Annotated in this window: 11 protein-coding genes and 1 pseudogene; 6 read left to right on the top strand and 6 right to left on the bottom strand. The window is 73.2% G+C overall.

Features of this window, described 5'->3' with window-relative positions; all coding sequences use genetic code 11:
- Window positions 1–261 precede the first annotated feature (261 nt).
- Window positions 262–549: a hypothetical protein gene (locus ABZY91_RS17970; protein ID WP_329876186.1), complete on the bottom strand. Its 288-nt coding sequence runs from the start codon at window positions 547–549 to the stop codon at window positions 262–264.
- Between the two features lie 197 nt (window positions 550–746).
- Between ABZY91_RS17970 and ABZY91_RS17965 the strand changes: the two genes are divergently transcribed.
- The 3 genes from ABZY91_RS17965 to ABZY91_RS17955 all read left to right on the top strand — a co-directional run bounded on the left by ABZY91_RS17965 (window position 747) and on the right by ABZY91_RS17955 (window position 7213).
- Window positions 747–3725, top strand: a complete 2979-nt coding sequence (locus tag ABZY91_RS17965; protein WP_355403431.1) for a BTAD domain-containing putative transcriptional regulator — start codon at window positions 747–749, stop codon at window positions 3723–3725.
- A gap of 602 nt (window positions 3726–4327) precedes the next feature.
- Window positions 4328–5095: a class I SAM-dependent methyltransferase gene (locus tag ABZY91_RS17960; protein WP_329949346.1), complete on the top strand. Its 768-nt coding sequence runs from the start codon at window positions 4328–4330 to the stop codon at window positions 5093–5095.
- A 213-nt stretch (window positions 5096–5308) separates the two neighbouring features.
- On the top strand, window positions 5309–7213 hold the full coding sequence (locus ABZY91_RS17955; RefSeq protein ID WP_355403429.1) for an ATP-binding SpoIIE family protein phosphatase: 1905 nt from the start codon (window positions 5309–5311) through the stop codon (window positions 7211–7213).
- Between the two features lie 99 nt (window positions 7214–7312).
- On the opposite strand, the gene ABZY91_RS17950 is transcribed toward ABZY91_RS17955, so the two are convergent.
- On the bottom strand, window positions 7313–9562 hold the full coding sequence (locus ABZY91_RS17950) for an MMPL family transporter (protein ID WP_355403427.1): 2250 nt from the start codon (window positions 9560–9562) through the stop codon (window positions 7313–7315).
- A 157-nt stretch (window positions 9563–9719) separates the two neighbouring features.
- On the opposite strand from ABZY91_RS17950, the gene ABZY91_RS17945 reads away from it, so the two are divergent.
- Window positions 9720–10346 carry a TetR/AcrR family transcriptional regulator gene (locus ABZY91_RS17945; RefSeq protein WP_329876176.1) on the top strand — a complete coding sequence of 209 codons (627 nt, stop codon included), beginning with the start codon at window positions 9720–9722 and terminating at the stop codon, window positions 10344–10346.
- 46 nt (window positions 10347–10392) lie between these two features.
- Here the strand turns inward: ABZY91_RS17945 and ABZY91_RS17940 are convergent, their stop codons facing one another.
- Window positions 10393–11343, bottom strand: coding sequence for a LysR substrate-binding domain-containing protein (locus ABZY91_RS17940; protein ID WP_355403425.1), 951 nt, complete (start codon window positions 11341–11343; stop codon window positions 10393–10395).
- A gap of 192 nt (window positions 11344–11535) precedes the next feature.
- Here ABZY91_RS17940 and ABZY91_RS17935 point away from each other — a divergent pair, with 192 nt between their 5' ends.
- The gene (locus tag ABZY91_RS17935; protein WP_030397082.1) at window positions 11536–12087 is read left to right on the top strand and encodes a peroxiredoxin; all 552 of its coding nucleotides are present in this window, start codon (window positions 11536–11538) and stop codon (window positions 12085–12087) included.
- 3 nt (window positions 12088–12090) lie between these two features.
- The gene (locus ABZY91_RS17930; protein ID WP_329876167.1) at window positions 12091–12633 is read left to right on the top strand and encodes an alkyl hydroperoxide reductase; all 543 of its coding nucleotides are present in this window, start codon (window positions 12091–12093) and stop codon (window positions 12631–12633) included.
- Between the two features lie 87 nt (window positions 12634–12720).
- On the opposite strand, the gene ABZY91_RS17925 is transcribed toward ABZY91_RS17930, so the two are convergent.
- The 3 genes and pseudogenes from ABZY91_RS17925 to ABZY91_RS17915 all read right to left on the bottom strand — a co-directional run.
- Window positions 12721–14121 carry an AI-2E family transporter gene (locus ABZY91_RS17925; protein WP_355403422.1) on the bottom strand — a complete coding sequence of 467 codons (1401 nt, stop codon included), beginning with the start codon at window positions 14119–14121 and terminating at the stop codon, window positions 12721–12723.
- A 526-nt stretch (window positions 14122–14647) separates the two neighbouring features.
- Window positions 14648–15403 (bottom strand): transglycosylase SLT domain-containing protein, encoded by a 756-nt coding sequence (locus ABZY91_RS17920; RefSeq protein ID WP_329876163.1) that lies wholly within the window; start codon window positions 15401–15403, stop codon window positions 14648–14650.
- Window positions 15404–15849: 446 nt separating this feature from the next.
- Window positions 15850–15993, bottom strand: a pseudogene (locus ABZY91_RS17915) (PhoH family protein); the annotation flags it as partial.

Raw genomic sequence — 15993 nt, 5'->3', positions numbered from 1 at the left:
CCTCCACCGGCCGGCCCGGCACCCGCGCCGGCCGGAGCGGTCACGGGCGGGACGGCGAGTGCCCCACCCCGTCCTGCGGGGTGGGGCACTCGGGTGCTGGTGGGCTACGGGTGACCGGTGATGATGCCGGCGGAGGCGCCGGCGGCCGTCACGACACAGCCGGTGGTCACCACGATCGTCGAGACGGCGACGACCGCGAGGCGACGGAGCCTGTTCACGCGGGTTCCCCCCTGGTGAGCGGCGGGTGCGGAGCGTCCGCGCCTACGGGTGGCTGGAGATGATGCCCTGCGGCTCGCGGTCCGTGCCGTGCACGCCGTCGGCCGAAGCGTCGGGCTCCACCACGTACGCGGCCTCGTCGCCGAAGAGGTCGTCCTCCAGGTCCGCCTTCTGCGCGGCGGTCGGCTCGGTGTACTCGGCCGGGTTCGAGGTCGCGGCCACCGCGCCCTCGACGGCCTCGCCCGCCTCCACGGAGACGGCGTCCTCGGCCGGCGTCGTCGGCGCGGGGGTCTCGCTCTGGTTGTTGGCCATGGGCGGCTGCCTTTCGGTCATCACATGTCTTCTGCCCCACCGGCTTGGCGCGGGCCCGCGGTCAGTATCGTAGGGTTGATTAAATGTCCGATAAACATCGTGCGGCTTACCGTGCCGTCCGGCAGAGTCGGCCCTCCGCCTAAGCTGAAGCCACCACACAACGGCGGACCGCCGAGCGCCCTACCGGGATCATCGACACCAGGCCATCGGGGGACTTCATGGAGTTTCGGGAGACGCCGCCTGCACCGGCGCTGCGCTTCCAGGTACTCGGTCCGGTCCAGGCCTGGCTCGACGGCAAGCAGCTCGCACTCGGCTCTCCCCAGCAACAGGCCGTCCTCACCACCCTCCTGCTGCACGCCGGACGCCCGGTCACCACCCAGGACCTGGTGGACGGCCTCTGGGGCGACCGGCCGCCGGCCCAGGCCATCGCGGCGCTGCGGACCTACGTGTCCCGGCTGCGCACGGTCATCGAGCCCCGCCGCGAAGTGCGCGCGCCCGCCGAGCTGCTGATCTCGGTCGCCGACGGCTACGCCCTGCACATCCCGGGCCGGGCCCTCGACCTGACCGTCTTCGAGCAGCTCGCCACCGAGGCCGCGACCGCCCGCGCCGGCGGCGACCTCGACAAGGCCCACCACCTCCTGGTCCGCGCGCTCGGCCTGTTCGCCGGCCGCCCGCTCACCGGCGTCCCCGGCCCGTACGCGGACGCGCAGCGACTCCGGCTCGCCGAGCGGCAGATCGCCGTCACCGAGGACCGGTGCACGATCGCGCTCGACATCGGCCTGCACGCCGAGGTGGTCGGCGAGTTGAACTCGCTCACCGCCGAACACCCGCTCCGGGAGCGGCTGCGCGAACTGCTGATGCTCGCGCTCTACCGGTGCGGGCGGCAGGCCGAGGCGCTCGGCGTCTACACCGACACCCGCAAGCTGCTGATCGACGAACTCGGCGTCGAGCCGGGCTCGGGGCTCTCCGCGATGCACGCCCGCATCCTCGCGGCCGACCCGGCGCTGACCCTGCCGGCCGTCACCGCACCCGTGCCCGTCGCCCGCGAGGACGGCCCGGCCGCACAACCCGCCCCGGCCCAACTGCCGGCGGACGTCTCCGACTTCAGCGGACGCTCGGAGATGGTCGCCGACCTCTCCACCGTCCTCATGAACGCCACCGGCCAGGCGGTGGTCGTCACCTCGCTGGCCGGCATCGGCGGCGTCGGCAAGACCACCCTCGCCGTGCACGTCGCCCACCGGGTCCGCGCCGAGTTCCCGGACGGGCAGCTGTACGTCGACCTCCGGGGCGCGGGCGCCTCGCCCGCCGATCCGGCCGTGGTGCTCGGCGACTTCCTGCACGCCCTCGGCGTCACCGAGAACCCCGACTCGCTGGAGCAGCGCGCGGCCCTCTACCGGTCGCTGCTCGCCAGCCGGCGGATGCTGATCCTGCTCGACAACGCCCAGGACGCCGAGCAGATCCAACCGCTCATCCCGGGCGTCTCCGGGTGCGCCGTGCTCGCCACCAGCCGTTCCCGGCTGGCCGGCATCCCCGGCGCGCACCTCGTGGACGTCGAGGAGCTGACGCCCGAGGAGGCGCTGGCGCTCTTCTCCGCGATCGTCGGCGACCAGCGCGTCGCCGCCGAACCCGACGCGGCCATGGCGGTCGTGACCGCCTGCGGATTCCTTCCGCTCGCCGTCCGCATCGCCGCCGCCCGGCTCGCCAGCCGGCCCCGGTGGAGCGTCTCGGACCTCGCCCGCCGCTTAGCCGACCAACGGCGCCGCCTGGACGAACTCCAACTGGGCAACCTCGCCGTGGAAACCACCATCGGCCTCGGCTACGGGCAACTGTCCGCCGCCGAGGCCCGCGCCTTCCGGCTGCTCTCGGTCGTGGACTCGCCCGACCTGCCGCTGGCGGCGGTGACGGCGCTGCTCGGCGTCGAGGAGACCGAGGCGGAGGACCTCGCCGAGGCCCTCGTCGAGGCCAACATGCTGGAGACCTTCTCGCCGGGCCGCTACCGGTACCACGACCTGCTCCGGCTGTACGCGCAGCGGCAGAACGAGCGGGCGGACGACACCGGGGAACAGCAGGCCGCCCTCCGGCGCCTGCTCGACCTGCTGCTCGCGACCGTCCGCAACGCGGCGCAGGCCGTCGAGCCCGACGACCAGCTGCCCGAGCCGCTGAACCCGCCCGCGTCGATCGGCATCCCGCTGATCACCAGCGACTTCGCCCAGGAGTGGCTGCGGACCGAGACCGCCCTGCTGCTCAGCTCGGTCGAGGCCGCCGTCCAGGGACCGAGCGAACTGCTGCGGCCCGCCGTCGACCTGCTGATCGTCCTGAACAGCCTGGTCGAGGACCCGACGCACGGCTCCCGGGTGCGCCACATGCTGGAAGCCGCCGACCGGAACGCCACCTCGCACGCGGACTCCGCCGCCCTCGCCCGGGTGCACTTCGCCTTCGGCACGCTGCAGTCGATCACCAACGACTTCCAGAGCGCCGAGCAGTCCCTGCGCAAGAGCCTGGACCTCCAGGACGCCGAGGACATGACCGTCCTGCGCTCCGCCGCCGCCAACGACCTGGGGATCATCCTCAGCCTGGCCAACCGGCCCGCCGAAGCGCTGCCGTTCTTCGAACTGGCCCTCGCCATCAGCCGCGTGGTCGGCGCACCGATCGGCGAGGCCCGGCTGCTCGGCAACATGGCCCGGGCCCAGCTCGGTCTCGGCATGCTCGAAACGGCCGTCCGCTCCGTCACGGACGCCGTCGGCACCGCCCGCGCGTCCAAGAACGGCCCCTGCCTGGCCGACACGCTCTACCAACTCGGTGTCGTCCTCTCCTCCGCCGACGACCCGGCCACCGCCGCCGAGCACCTGCGCGAGTCGCACCGGCTCTACCAGTCCCAGCAGAACCGGCTGCGCGAGGGCTACACCCTCGCCCGCCTCTCCTCGTCCCTCCTCGCCGCCGGCCAGCAGGCCGAGGCGGCCGAGACGGCGGAGGAGTCCCTCGCCATCGGGCACGAGATGGACTCCGCCTACTGCCAGGGCCTCGCCAACGCCGCGCTGGGCGGGGCGCTGCTCGGCCTCGCCCAGCCCGCCCGTGGACTGGCGTGCCTGCGGGAGGCCCACGCCGTCTTCACGCGGCTCGGTGTGCCCGAGGCCTCCCCCGTGGCGGACCTCATCTCCCAGCAGCACACCGAGCCCCTCTCTCCCCCCGCGCCGTAGGTCTCCAATCCCCCGATCGCCCCCCTGGAGACCTTCCCGTAGGCGTTCGGCGCTCCCGCAGCCCCCCGGCTGCGGGAGCGCCTTCAACGCTTCCCCGGCGCTGACACCACTGTGCACCGGACCGATTGACGTTCGATAAACGCCCGGAAGTCCGCTCACGGATCGACGAAGTCCCAGGTCGGCGCGGTCGTACGGCCGAACTGCCCGGCGCGCGGGGTCGCACCGCACCACCCCGGCCCGCAACCCCGCGCTCCCGGGGTGGGGGGCAGCTCCGGCCAACCACCACGAGTTGGCCGAAAACGGACCCCATGGCGGAGTGATCACGCATATTCTCGGATGCCAGTACACACACGAGTGCACTTCTCCGGTGGAGCATCCGGAAAAGGCAGCGCGGCGACGCTCCCACGGTGCAGAGTGTCCCTGTGCAAAGAGTCTGTGCAAAGTGTCAGAGGGCAGTCAACGTGACAGTGTGACGCGGGGAGCGTGACGTACCGCCACCGGCAGCAGGCCGGCGGGGCAGCGCGGGCGCCGGGAGGACGGCAGCCCGGCCTCGCGCCTCGTCCAGCCGACCGGAGGCCCGGGTGGAAAGGTGCCTCTCAATCGTGACGACCGGACAGATATCCGATCCGTTCCCCGTCGACGGGGACGCGGACGGCGACGGCGGACCCGACGTCCTGCGCCGTCGTGCCGAACGCGCCCTGCAGGCTGTCGCCTTCGACACCATCGGCTCCGGCTACGGCGAGGCGTTCCCCGCGAAGGACGGCCAGCTGGCCTGCGGCGCCCGCCTGCTGGCCCGGCTCGAACCGGGCGCCGCCGTCCTGGACGTCGGCTGCGGCAGCGGCGAACCGACCGTCCGGCAGCTGGGCGCGGCCGGCATGCGGGTCACCGGAACGGACCTGTCGGACGTCATGCTGGCCCTGGCCCGGGAGTCGCGCTTCCCTGGGCCGCACCCGCCGGTCCTCCACCGCATCGACATGTACGACCTGGCGACCGACCGCGCCGACCGGGCCTGGAACGCACCGGAGCTCGGCCCCCGCGGGCAGGGCACGTTCGACGCCGTCACGGCCTTCTTCTCCCTGATCCTCCTCCCCCAGGACGAGATCCCCACCGTGCTGACCCGGCTGCGCACCCTGCTGCGTCCCGGCGGGGTCCTCGCGCTCGGTATGGTCGAGGCCGACCTGGACCACGTTCCGCTGCCGTTCCTGGGGCGCGAGCTACGGATCAGCGGATACCTGCGGGAGGATCTCGAACGGGTCCTGGTGGCGTCCGGCTTCGCCGTCGAGGAGCAGGTGGGGCACCCGTACGCACCCGCCAGCACCTCGCTGCCGCCGGAGGAGCAGTTGTTCCTCTGCTGTCGGCGGGTCGGCTGACACGCGGTCGGGGCCGGCAGGTCGGGACGGGCACGGTCGGGGCGGCGCAGGAGACGGGCGGGACAGGAGACGGGCGGGACGGGAACCGGCGGACCGGCCGCGAACGACGAGGATGAACGAGGGCCGAGGACCTGCGGCCCGGGACCGGGACACCCCGGAAGCGTCACACCACAGACAGACCAACAGACCGAACCGATCCCAGGACAGGCACCCGTGCGCGACCAGCTCAAATCCGAGGCCGGACAGCCGCCTGCCCTGCCCAGCCCGCGCCGGTCGCCGCCGGCCCAGCCGGATCCGGGGACCGGACCCGCGACGGAGACGGGGACCGGGCCGGAGGCGGGACCCGGAACCGGATCGGACGGCCACGACCGGGTCGCCGAGCGCCTGGCCTACCTCGACTCCGCGACCCGGCGGATCAACAGCGCGCTCGACCTGGCCGCGACCCTGCGCAACGTCTGCCGCGTCCTCGTGCCGACCCTCGCCGACGCCGCCGTCGTCCACCTGCGCGACCCGCTGCCCAACGTCGAGCGCGAACCCGGCTTCCCGGAGCAGCTCCGGATCCACCACAGTCACGGCACCCGGCTGGGCCGCCGCGGCCGCCCGGCCGGCGACGACCGCCGCGACTCCCGGTACGGCTCGCACTACGGCAGCCGGTACGGCGCCCGCTCCACCGCCGACACCGGGCCGGCCACCCCGGTCACCCGCGGCGGCGCGCTCGCCCACACCCTGCTCAGCCGCCGCCCGGCCGAACCGGTCGTCCTCGGCGCGACCGACGACTCCGGCAGCGCCCGCACCACGGAGCTGCTGCGCGAGCTGTACGGCGCGCGCGGTCTCTCCCGGCTCGGCCCCGGGACGTCCGTCCTCGCCCTGCCGCTGCGCGGACGGAAGGCCGTGCTCGGCCTGCTGGTGCTCATCCGCCGGCCTCCCGAACGGACCGGCCGGCCCTCCTTCGACGCCGCCGACACCGCGACCGCCGCCCACCTCGCCACCCAGGCCGGGCTGGCCGTCGACACCGCGCTCCGGTACGCCCGCGAATGGGAGATAGCCAACGAGCTCCAGCGCAGCATGCTGCCGTTGCGCCTCCCCCAGCCGCACGGCGTCCGGCTCGCCCAGCGCTACCTGCCCGGCGAGCGGGGCGCCCAGGTCGGCGGCGACTGGTACGACGCCGTGCCGCTGCCCGGCAACCGGGTGGCGCTGATCGTCGGCGACGTGATGGGCCACTCGCTCACCTCGGCCGCCATCATGGGCCAGCTCCGCACCAGCGCCCAGACCCTGGCCGCGCTCGACCTGCCGCCGCACGAGGTGCTGTACCACCTGGACGAACAGGCCCAACGGCTCGGCCGCGAACAGCACCTGGCCACCTGCGTCTACGCGGTGTACGACCCGATCGCCAACCGGGTGGTGCTCGCCAACGCCGGCCACGTGCCGCCGGTGCTCGTCCAGCCGGACGGGACGGCCGAACTCCTCGATCTGGAGTCGGGTGCGCCGATCGGCGTCGGCGGTGTCGACTTCTCCTCCGTCGAACTCCCCGCACCGCCCGGCTCGGCCCTGCTGCTGTTCACCGACGGCCTGGTGGAGACCCGCAGCCGGCCCCTCAGCGACGGACTGGAACTGCTCCGGGCCCGGCTCGCCAACGCCCACCGGCACACGCCCGAGAACCTCTGCCAGGAGGCGTTGCGCATCCTGCCGCCGGGCGACCGCGGGGACGACATCGCCCTGCTGGCCGCCTGCTTCGACGGCATCCCGGCCGGGGACGTCGCGCACTGGTACCTCCAGCCGCGCAACGAGACACCGGGGCGGGCCCGCCGGCTGGTCGCGCACACCCTGCGCCGCTGGGGTCTGGAGAAGCTCACCGAGGCGACCGAGCTGATGGTCAGCGAGCTGGTCACCAACGCCGTCCAGCACGCGACCCGCCCGATCACGCTGAGCCTGGTCCGCACGTCCCGGCTGCGCTGCGAGGTCGGGGACGACAGCCCGCTGCTGCCCCGGCCGCGCCGGACCGGGCCGGAGGACGAGCGCGGACGGGGACTGCAGATAGTGGCCCGGTGCGCGGAGCGCTGGGGTGCCACCCGCCTGGGCACCGGCAAGGTCGTCTGGTTCGAGCAGCGACTGCCGTAGCCCGGGGCCGTCCGGCCGCCGCGGCGACTCCCGGCCGGTTACGCCGGGAGCCGCGTGCGCACGGGCCGTTCGGACCCGTCGGGCCCGTGCGCCGGGCGATCAGACCCGCGCGGCCGGCCGGCCGGCGTCGTCGGCCGCCCCGCCGGCCGCACCGCCGTTCTCGTCGCCGATGTCGCCGTTCGCACCGCCGTTCGCGGGCTTCTCCAGTCGGGCCAGCAGCTGCTCACCCTCCATGTCCACCCGCGGCACCACCCTCTCCAGGCTCTTCGGGAACCACCACGCGGCCTTGCCGAACAGCGCCATCGCGGCCGGCACCAGGGCCATCCGCACCACGAAGGCGTCCACCAGCACGCCCACGGCGAGCGCGAAGCCGATCGGCTGGACGATCGGGTCGTGGCCGAAGACGAAGGACCCGAAGACCGCGATCATGATCAGCGCGGCGGCGGTGACCACCCGGGCCCCGTTCTTCACCCCGGCCACCACGGCCTCCCGCGGGGCCATGCCGTGCACGTGGTGCTCCTTCATCCCGGAGACCAGGAACAGCTCGTAGTCCATCGCCAGCCCGAACAGCACGCCGATCAGCAGGATCGGCACGAAGCTCACCACCGGGCCGACCTTCGGCACGTCGATCACGCCGTCCAGCCAGCCCCACTGGTAGACGGCCACGACGGCGCCGAGCGAGGCGGTGATGGAGAGCAGGAAGCCGGCCACCGCCTTGAGCGGCACCAGGACGGAACGGAAGGCCAGCGCCAGCAGCACCATCGCGATGCCCGCGATCACGGCGACGAACGGCGGGAGCGCGTCGGTCAGCTTGGCGGAGACGTCGATGTTGGCGGCCGTGGTGCCGGTGACGTCGATCCGGGCCCCGGTCGCGGCCTTGAGGCCGTCCCGCTGGTCGCGGATCTCGGTGACCAGGTCCCGGGTGTCCGCGTGGTCCGGGCCGGTCTTCGGGATGACGGTGAGCAGGGTGGTGCCGCTCGGCTCGTCGACGGCCGGCGGAAGCAGGGTCCGGACGCCGTCCAGGCCGGAGAGCTTCTCGGCGACGCCCTGCACGGCGGCGTCCGGCCGGGCGGCGCCCCCGGTGTCCACGACGACCACCAGCGGCGCGTTGAAGCCGGGCCCGAAGCTTCGGTCGATCAGGTCGTAGGCCGTGCGGGCGTCGGTGCCCCTGGCCTGGGAGCCACCGCCCGGCAGGCCGAGGGTGAGGCTCGCGGCGGGCACCGCGAGGGCGACCAGGGCGGTCAGTCCGGTGAGCAGGACGACCAGCGGGCGGCGGACCACCAGTTCCGCCCAGCGCTCGCCGAGCGTGGTCCGGTCGGGGGCCCGGAGCGCGCGCCGCCAGACCGGCAGCCGGTCGATGGCACGCCCGGCGAAGCCGAGCAGCGCGGGCAGCAGGGTGATCGCGACCAGTACCGCGACCACCACGGCGCCGGAGGCGGCGAGGCCCATCACGGTGAGGAAGGGCACGCCGGCGACGGCCAGCCCGGCCAGCGCGACGACGACGGTCAGGCCGGCGAAGACCACCGCGCTGCCGGCGGTCGCGTTGGCGCGGGCGGCGGCCTCGTCCGGCTCCAGCCCCTCGGCGAGATGGCGCCGGTGCCGGGAGACGATGAACAGGGCGTAGTCGATGCCGACCGCGAGGCCGACCATCAGGGCCAGCACCGGCGCGGTGGAGATGATCTCGAACGAGCCGGCCAGCGTGAGCAGCCCGGCGAGTGCGACCCCGACCCCGACCAGGGCGGTGACCAGCGGCAGCCCGGCCGCGACCAGCGAGCCCAGGGTCATCACCAGGACCAGTCCGGCCACCGCCAGACCGACCGCCTCGCCGCCCTCGACCTGTGCCATCCGGTTGTACGCGTCGCCGCCGAAGGCCACGGTCAGCCCGGCCGCGCGGGCCGGCTCGGCGGCCTCCCTGACCGCGTCGCGCTGCTGGTCGGTGATGTCGCCGAGCTCGCGGTCGAAGGAGACCAGGGCGAGCGCGACCCGGCCGTCCGGGGAGAGCGCTCCGGTGGCGTACGGGTCGGGCGCGGCCGAGACGCCGGGGACGGCGGCGATCCGGCCGACCGCCTCGCCGACGGCCCTGGCGGTGTCCGGGGCCGCGACGCCGCCGGCGCCGTCGGTGGCGAAGACCACCTGGGCGGAGCCGTGGCCCTGCTCGGGGAAGGTGTCGGTGATCCGGTCCAGGGTGGCCTGTGCCTCGGTACCGGGGACCTTGAACTCGTCGCTGGTCTTGCCCGCGAACGCCCCCGCGGCGCCGCCGACGGCGATCAGCAGGGCCAGCCAGACGGCGAGCACGGTGCGCCTTCGGCGGAAGCAGAGTCGGCCCAGGCGGTACAGGTACGTGGCCATGCGTGCACCTTCGATCGGGTCGGTCGAGGCAGGCGGCTGCCTGAACAGGTCTCGGACCACCGTACGCGCAAGTTTGTCGGGCGACAAAGTCGCTCGACGCGAACCTGTGACGCATTCGTCCGATCAGGTTGTCTGAACATGGCGATACCCTGGCCCAATGGCACATGTCCCCGCCTCCGAAAGGCGCCCCCAACTGATCCAGGCCGCCATCGACCTGATGGCCCGGGAGGGGATCGCCGCCGGCAGCACCCGGGCGATCGCGGCCGAGCTGGGCGTGGCACAGGCGACGGTGCACTACACCTTCGGCACCAAGAAGGACCTCTACCGCTCCGTCGTCGAGGAGCTGACCGCGGAGTTCATCCACCAGGTCCGCGCCGCCTCCCCCGGCGACGGGTCGTTCGGCGAGCAGGTGCGGACCATGGTCTACGCACTCTGGGAGAGCGCCGTCGCCGAGGGCGGACGGTGCGCGCTGATCACCGAGTTCACGGCGCTGTCACTGCGCGACCCGGATCTCCAGGAGATCATGCGCGCGGTCCAGCACGAGATCGAGAGCACCGCCGCCGAGCTGCTCACCGCGCTCGCCGAGGCGCACGGCCAGACCCTGGCCGTGCCCGCCGACGAGATCGCGGTCCTGTTCCTGGTCGGCTTCAACGGGCTGACCGACCGCTACATGGTGCTGCGCCGGGCCGGCGAGCGGCCGGACGCCGTGGCGCTGCACACCCTCGACCTGCTGATCGCCACCACGATCGGACTCTGCCTGGGGGCACCGGCCCGCCTGCCCTGACGGGCGCCCGACGGGCCGGCTCGCGATCCGCGGCCCCCTCGGAGCGTCAGAGCACCAGGCGGACCGGCAGCTCGGCCAGCACCTCGCGCAGCGAGACGGCGAACCGGTCGTACTCGGCGCTGCGGGCCGAGCCCGGCCGGGTGGCGAGCCCGATCCGCCGCCCCGGCGCCGGGGCGGCGAAGCGCACGGCGGCCAACCGGTCGGTGCGGCTCGTCTCGACGTCCAGCGCCGTGGCGGGCAGCAGGGTCACCCCGAGGCCGCCGGCGACCAGCTGGACCAGGGTGGAGAGGCCGGCCGCCCTGGTGGTGGCGCCGGCCGGGTCCGCGCCGACCTCGCGGCAGATGTCGAGGGCCTGGTCGCGCAGGCAGTGCCCCTCCTCCAGCAGCAGGACGTCCAGGTCGAGCAGGACGTCGCGCGGCACGTCGACCCGGCCGGCCAGCTCGTGGTCGGCCGGGGTGACCAGGACGAAGTCCTCGTCGAACAGCGGGATGTCCCGGGTCGGCGCGGCCCCGCCGGCCGGCAGCGCCAGCAGCAGCACGTCCAGCCGCCCGGCGGCCAGGCCCTCCAGCAGCGACGACGTCCGTTCCTCGTGGACGTGCAGCTCCAGGTCCGGGTAGCGGTCCCGGACCAGCCGCAGCACCGGCGGGAGCAGGTACGGCGCGACGGTCGGGATGACGCCCAGGTGCAGCGGCCCGGTGAACGGGCGGCGGGCGGCCTCCACCTCCTCGGTCAGCCCCTGCAGGGAGGCGAGCACCCGGCGCGAGTGTTCGAGCACGCGCTCCCCCAGCTGGGTGATAATCACCTTCCGCGTCGTACGCTCGATCAGCTGCGCGCCCAGCGACTCCTCCAACGCCGCGACCGCCGCGGACAGCGCCGGCTGGCTGGTCCCGGTGGCCGCCGCGGCCTCCCGGAAGTGCCGGTGCTCGGCCACCGCGACGAAGGCCCTGAGCTGGGCGACCGTCGGCGTGCGGGGGGCGCGGGCTGTGGCACTCGCCACAGCGCCCTCGGGTTTGCGGGCGGGAGCCCTGCGCCCCGTGGGGCGGGAGGGGGGCTTGGGGGTATTGATAACTCTCTCCGATCAGACACATCGAGTGTAGCTATTTCCCTGATCAGTCCACGATGTGGAATGGTAGAGACCGTTCCGCAAAACGGACAAACCCCCCTCAGTCTCACTTCAGGAGAAGCGAACGTGCTCACGATCGGTGACAAGTTCCCCGAGTTCGAACTCAACGCCTGCGTCGACCTGGACGCCGCGAACGCCTTCGCCGAGATCAACCACAAGTCCTACGAGGGCAAGTGGAAGATCGTGTTCTTCTGGCCGATGGACTTCACCTTCGTCTGTCCGACCGAGATCGCCGCGTTCGGCAAGCTGAACGACGAGTTCGCCGACCGCGACGCCCAGATCCTCGGCGTCTCCGGCGACTCGGAGTTCGTCCACCACGCCTGGCGCAAGGACCACAAGGACCTCCGCGACCTGCCGTTCCCGATGCTGGCCGACGTCAAGCACGACCTCATGCGCGCCTGCGGCGTCGAGGCCGCGGACGGCACCGCCCAGCGCGCCGTCTTCATCGTGGACCCGAACAACGAGATCCAGTTCGTCATGGTGACCGCCGGTTCCGTCGGCCGTAACCCCAAGGAGGTCCTGCGGGTGCTGGACGCCCTGCAGACCGACGAGCTGTGCCCGTGCAACTGGACCAAGGGCGAGGACACCCTCGACGCCCAGGCCCTGCTGGCCGGCTGACCCATGGCCCTCGACGACCTGAAGTCCGCCCTCCCGGACTACGCCAAGGACCTCAAGCTCAACCTGGGCTCGGTCATCGGCAACTCCGACCTCCCCGCCCAGCAGCTCTGGGGCACCGTGCTCTCCTGCGCGATGGCCACCCGCAGCGCCGCCGTGCTGCGCGAGCTGGAGCCCGAGGCCAAGGCCAACCTCTCCCCGGAGGCGTACACCGCCGCCAAGGGCGCGGCCGCGATCATGGGGATGAACAACGTCTACTACCGGACGCTGCACCTGCTCTCCGACAAGGAGTACAGCAGCATGCGGGCCGGTCTGCGGATGAACATCATCGGCACCCCGGGCGTCGAGAAGGTCGACTTCGAGCTCTGGTGCTTCGCGGTCTCCGCGATCAACGGCTGCGGCCAGTGCCTCGACTCGCACGAGGGCGTCCTCCGCAAGGCCGGCGTCGACCGCGACGTCATCCAGGCCTCGATGAAGATCGCCGCCGTGCTCCAGGCCGTCGCCGGTGTCCTCGACGCCGAGGCCGCGCTCGCGACCGTCAACGCCTGACGACGCACCCGCACCACCCCCGAACGGGCCCCCGCGCCGGACACCACGTCCGCCCGGGGGCCCGTTCGCGTACCGGGAGGGCGGCGACTACGACGCCGGTGGTGCCGGGGCTCGGGTCGCGGCCTCGCGGGCGGCCTCCAGGGCGGTGAAGACCGCCTGGCCCGCCTCGTTGCGGCGGCGAAGGTGGGTGACCACGGTGTTGGTCACCGCGATCAGCGGGACGGCGACGATCGCACCGCCGATGCCGCCGATGATGGAGCCGGCGGCCACCCCCAGCACCACGCCGAGCGGGTGGACGCGGACCGCCCGGCCGAGGATGAGCGGCTGGAGGATGTGTCCCTCCAGCTGCTGGACGGCGATCAGCACCACCAGCACCATCAGCGCGGTCCACGGCGTGGTGGTGACCAGGGCGATCAGCACCGCGACGGTCCCGGTGACCAGCGCACCCACCAGCGGGACGAAGGCGCCCAGGAAGATGATCACGGCGAGCGGCAGCGCCATCGGCACCCCGAGCAGCTGGATGCCGATGCCGATGCAGACCGCGTCGATGAAGGCCACGCAGACGGTGCCGCGCACGTAGGCGGTGAGCGTCGCCCAGGCCTTCGGCCCGGCCCCGGCCATCGCGTACCGGGAGTGCCGGGGCAGGCCCCGCAGCGCCCAGTTCCAGATCCGCTCGCCGTCGTAGAGGAAGAAGAAGGTGGTGAAGAAGGCCAGCAGCACGGCGGTCAGCACCTCGACGGCGATCTGCGCGCCGGTCAGGCTGGCCGAGGTGATCTGCTCGGTGTTGGTGCTGATCGCCTTGGTGATCTGGTTGGCGAAGTCGGTGATCTGCTGCTCGGTCAGGTGCAACGGCCCGGTGATCAGCCAGTCCCGGAGCTGGTCGACGCCCGCCTTGACCTTGCTGGTGACGGTCTCCAGGTTGGTGGTCACCTGCCAGACCACGAACCAGCCGACCAGGCCGATTCCGGCCAGGCCGCTCATGAACACCCCGCCGGCGGCCAGCGAGCGCGGGACGCCATGCCGACGCAGCCAGGAGACGGTGGGCTCCAGCAACGCGGAGATCAGCAGCGAGGCGAGCACCGCGAAGGCGACCAGCCGCAGCATGTCGACGATGTAGAAGACGACGTACAGCGCGGCTCCGAGCAGCAGCAGCCGCCAGGTGGACTCGGCGGCCACCCGCAGGCTCCACGGCACCGCCTCGGCGGGGGTGGCGGGCCGCCCGAAGTGTCCGTGGGACCCACCGGACCCGCCGGACGCGGCCGGCGGGACCGCGGCGACCGGTGCGGCGGCGGCGACAGGCGCCGCCTCCTCCCGGGGAGCCGGCAACGGCGCCGGGAGCTCCGCGGCGGCGGGCGCCGCCGGGAGCAGGGATTCGTGGAAGTCGGCCGCCATCGCGGCCCGTCGGCGCCGCTCGATCACGGCGGCCGCGCTCGCCACCACGGCCATGCCCTTGGCCGCGGCCTTGAAAGCCTTTCCGCCCCGCGCCATGCTCGTTACCACTTCTCCCCGCCGGACCCGCCGTGTCCGGCGGGACGCCGTGGGTCCCGCCACGGCCGTCAGGGATGACGCTACCCGGCCGGGGCACGCCGAGTCCGCCGGGCGGGCGGGTTCTTCGTACCCACCGGCGGAGAACGAGCCACGGCCGGAGTGGGGATACCGGGGCGAAACCACGCAGTTCGGGTGGTTTCAGGCGTCGGGCAGCGGGGAGGAGTCGGTCGGGACCGGAGCCAACTGTCGGCGGACCGGCCGGTGCGGAGAGCTACCAGGACCCCTCTCCGCGCCCCGCGTCCGCACCCAGGACCGCACCGCCCGTGGGCGCACTGGTCAGCGCAGCCCGGGCGGCGCGGCCCGCTCGCGCCGGGGCCGGGCGCCGGGGCCGGATCGCCCCCGGGTAGGGCCCGGCGGATCACGGTTCGCAGCGGTTCGCGGACGACACAGCACGGCCCCCGGTCGCGCTGTCCGCGCGGCCGGGGGCCGTGGTGAAGCCGGTGGACCCGGTACTCGGCCGGTGGGCCTAGTACCAGTGGTGCGACTGCCAGAACGACCAGGCGCCACAGGGGCTGCCGTAGCGGCTGTTCATGTAGCTGAGGCCCCACTTGATCTGCGTGGCCGGGTTGGTACGCCAGTCGGCGCCCGCCGAGGCCATCTTCGTCCCGGGCAGCGCCTGGACCAGGCCGTACGCGCCGGAGCTCTTGTTGGTGGCGGTGTAGTTCCAGCCGGACTCGCGCTTCACGATCTGGCTGAAGCACTGGAACTGGGCGTCGTTGCCGACGATCTGCTGGGCGAGCTCCTGGACGGAGCCGGGGCTGACCGAGACCGGCGGAGCCGCGTTGTCGGTGGCAGCCATCGCCGAGCGCGACTTGGAGCGGTTGGCGGCGGCCTCGTCGGCCTTCCGCTTCTCCTCGGCCGCCTTGGCGGCCTTCTCCGCGTCGGCCTTGGCCTGCGCCTCCTTGGCCTGCGCCTCGGCCTTGGCCTGGGCGTCGGCCGCGGCCTGCTGGCGCGCGGCCTCCTCGGCGGCCTTCTGCTCGGCGGCTGCCTTGGCGGCGGCGTCGGCGGCGGCCTGCTGGGCGGTTGCCTGCGTGCCGATGTTGTCGCTGATGGTCTGCGCCTGGGCGCCAGAGGGGACTTCGGCAAGCAGGGTCGCACCGGCGACATCGACCGTCTGCGTCGTCTTGCCCTCGCTGCCCGAGGCCATGCCCACGACGGCACCAACAGCGGTGACGGCGGTGGCGGAGGCGACAGCAACTCCCCGGACCGAGATCCGAGTCACATGGTTTCCTTCCAGCATCGCCCACGCGTGACCGTACGGGCGCAACATGCCCCTTGGCGCTGCCCTCCGGACGTGCTGGTCACGGGAGGTACTGACCCGGCGTCCGGCCGACGTGAGGCGACCGGGCGTTGAGATCGGGCGGCGTACGGCTCATCGGTGTTCAATTGTGCGTCCACTGACCGGAGTTGGTGGACCGTCCGGGCCGGACTTCCGGGTGTCCGGAAGCCATGCCATGCCGTACGCGGGGCCTGACAGAACCCTCACCATGCCGCAAGGGGCACTGTCGACGCAATTCCCTGTTGCGTGGCGGATGTCACATTCACCGTGCCGGAGTTCTCCGGACAGAAAGCACTCGATGTGATGAAAGGGACGAGACCCGCTCCGTCAGGAGCGGGTCTCGCGACGCGAATTGACCTTTTTGTCCCGCTATGACCGGATCACCCCGATCAGGGGTGGATGTCCTCCAGCATCTCGGTCACCAGGGCCGCGATCGGCGAACGCTCCGACCGGGTCAGCGTGATGTGGGCGAAGAGCGGATGGCCCTTCAGCTTCTCCACCACGGCGACGACGCCGTCGTGGCGGCCGACCCG

Origin of the sequence: Kitasatospora sp. NPDC002965, assembly GCF_040611255.1 — a bacterium.
GTDB lineage: Bacteria > Actinomycetota > Actinomycetes > Streptomycetales > Streptomycetaceae > Kitasatospora.
The sequence above is the reverse complement of the archived record's forward strand: the minus strand, read 5'-3'. Positions and strand labels throughout refer to the sequence as shown.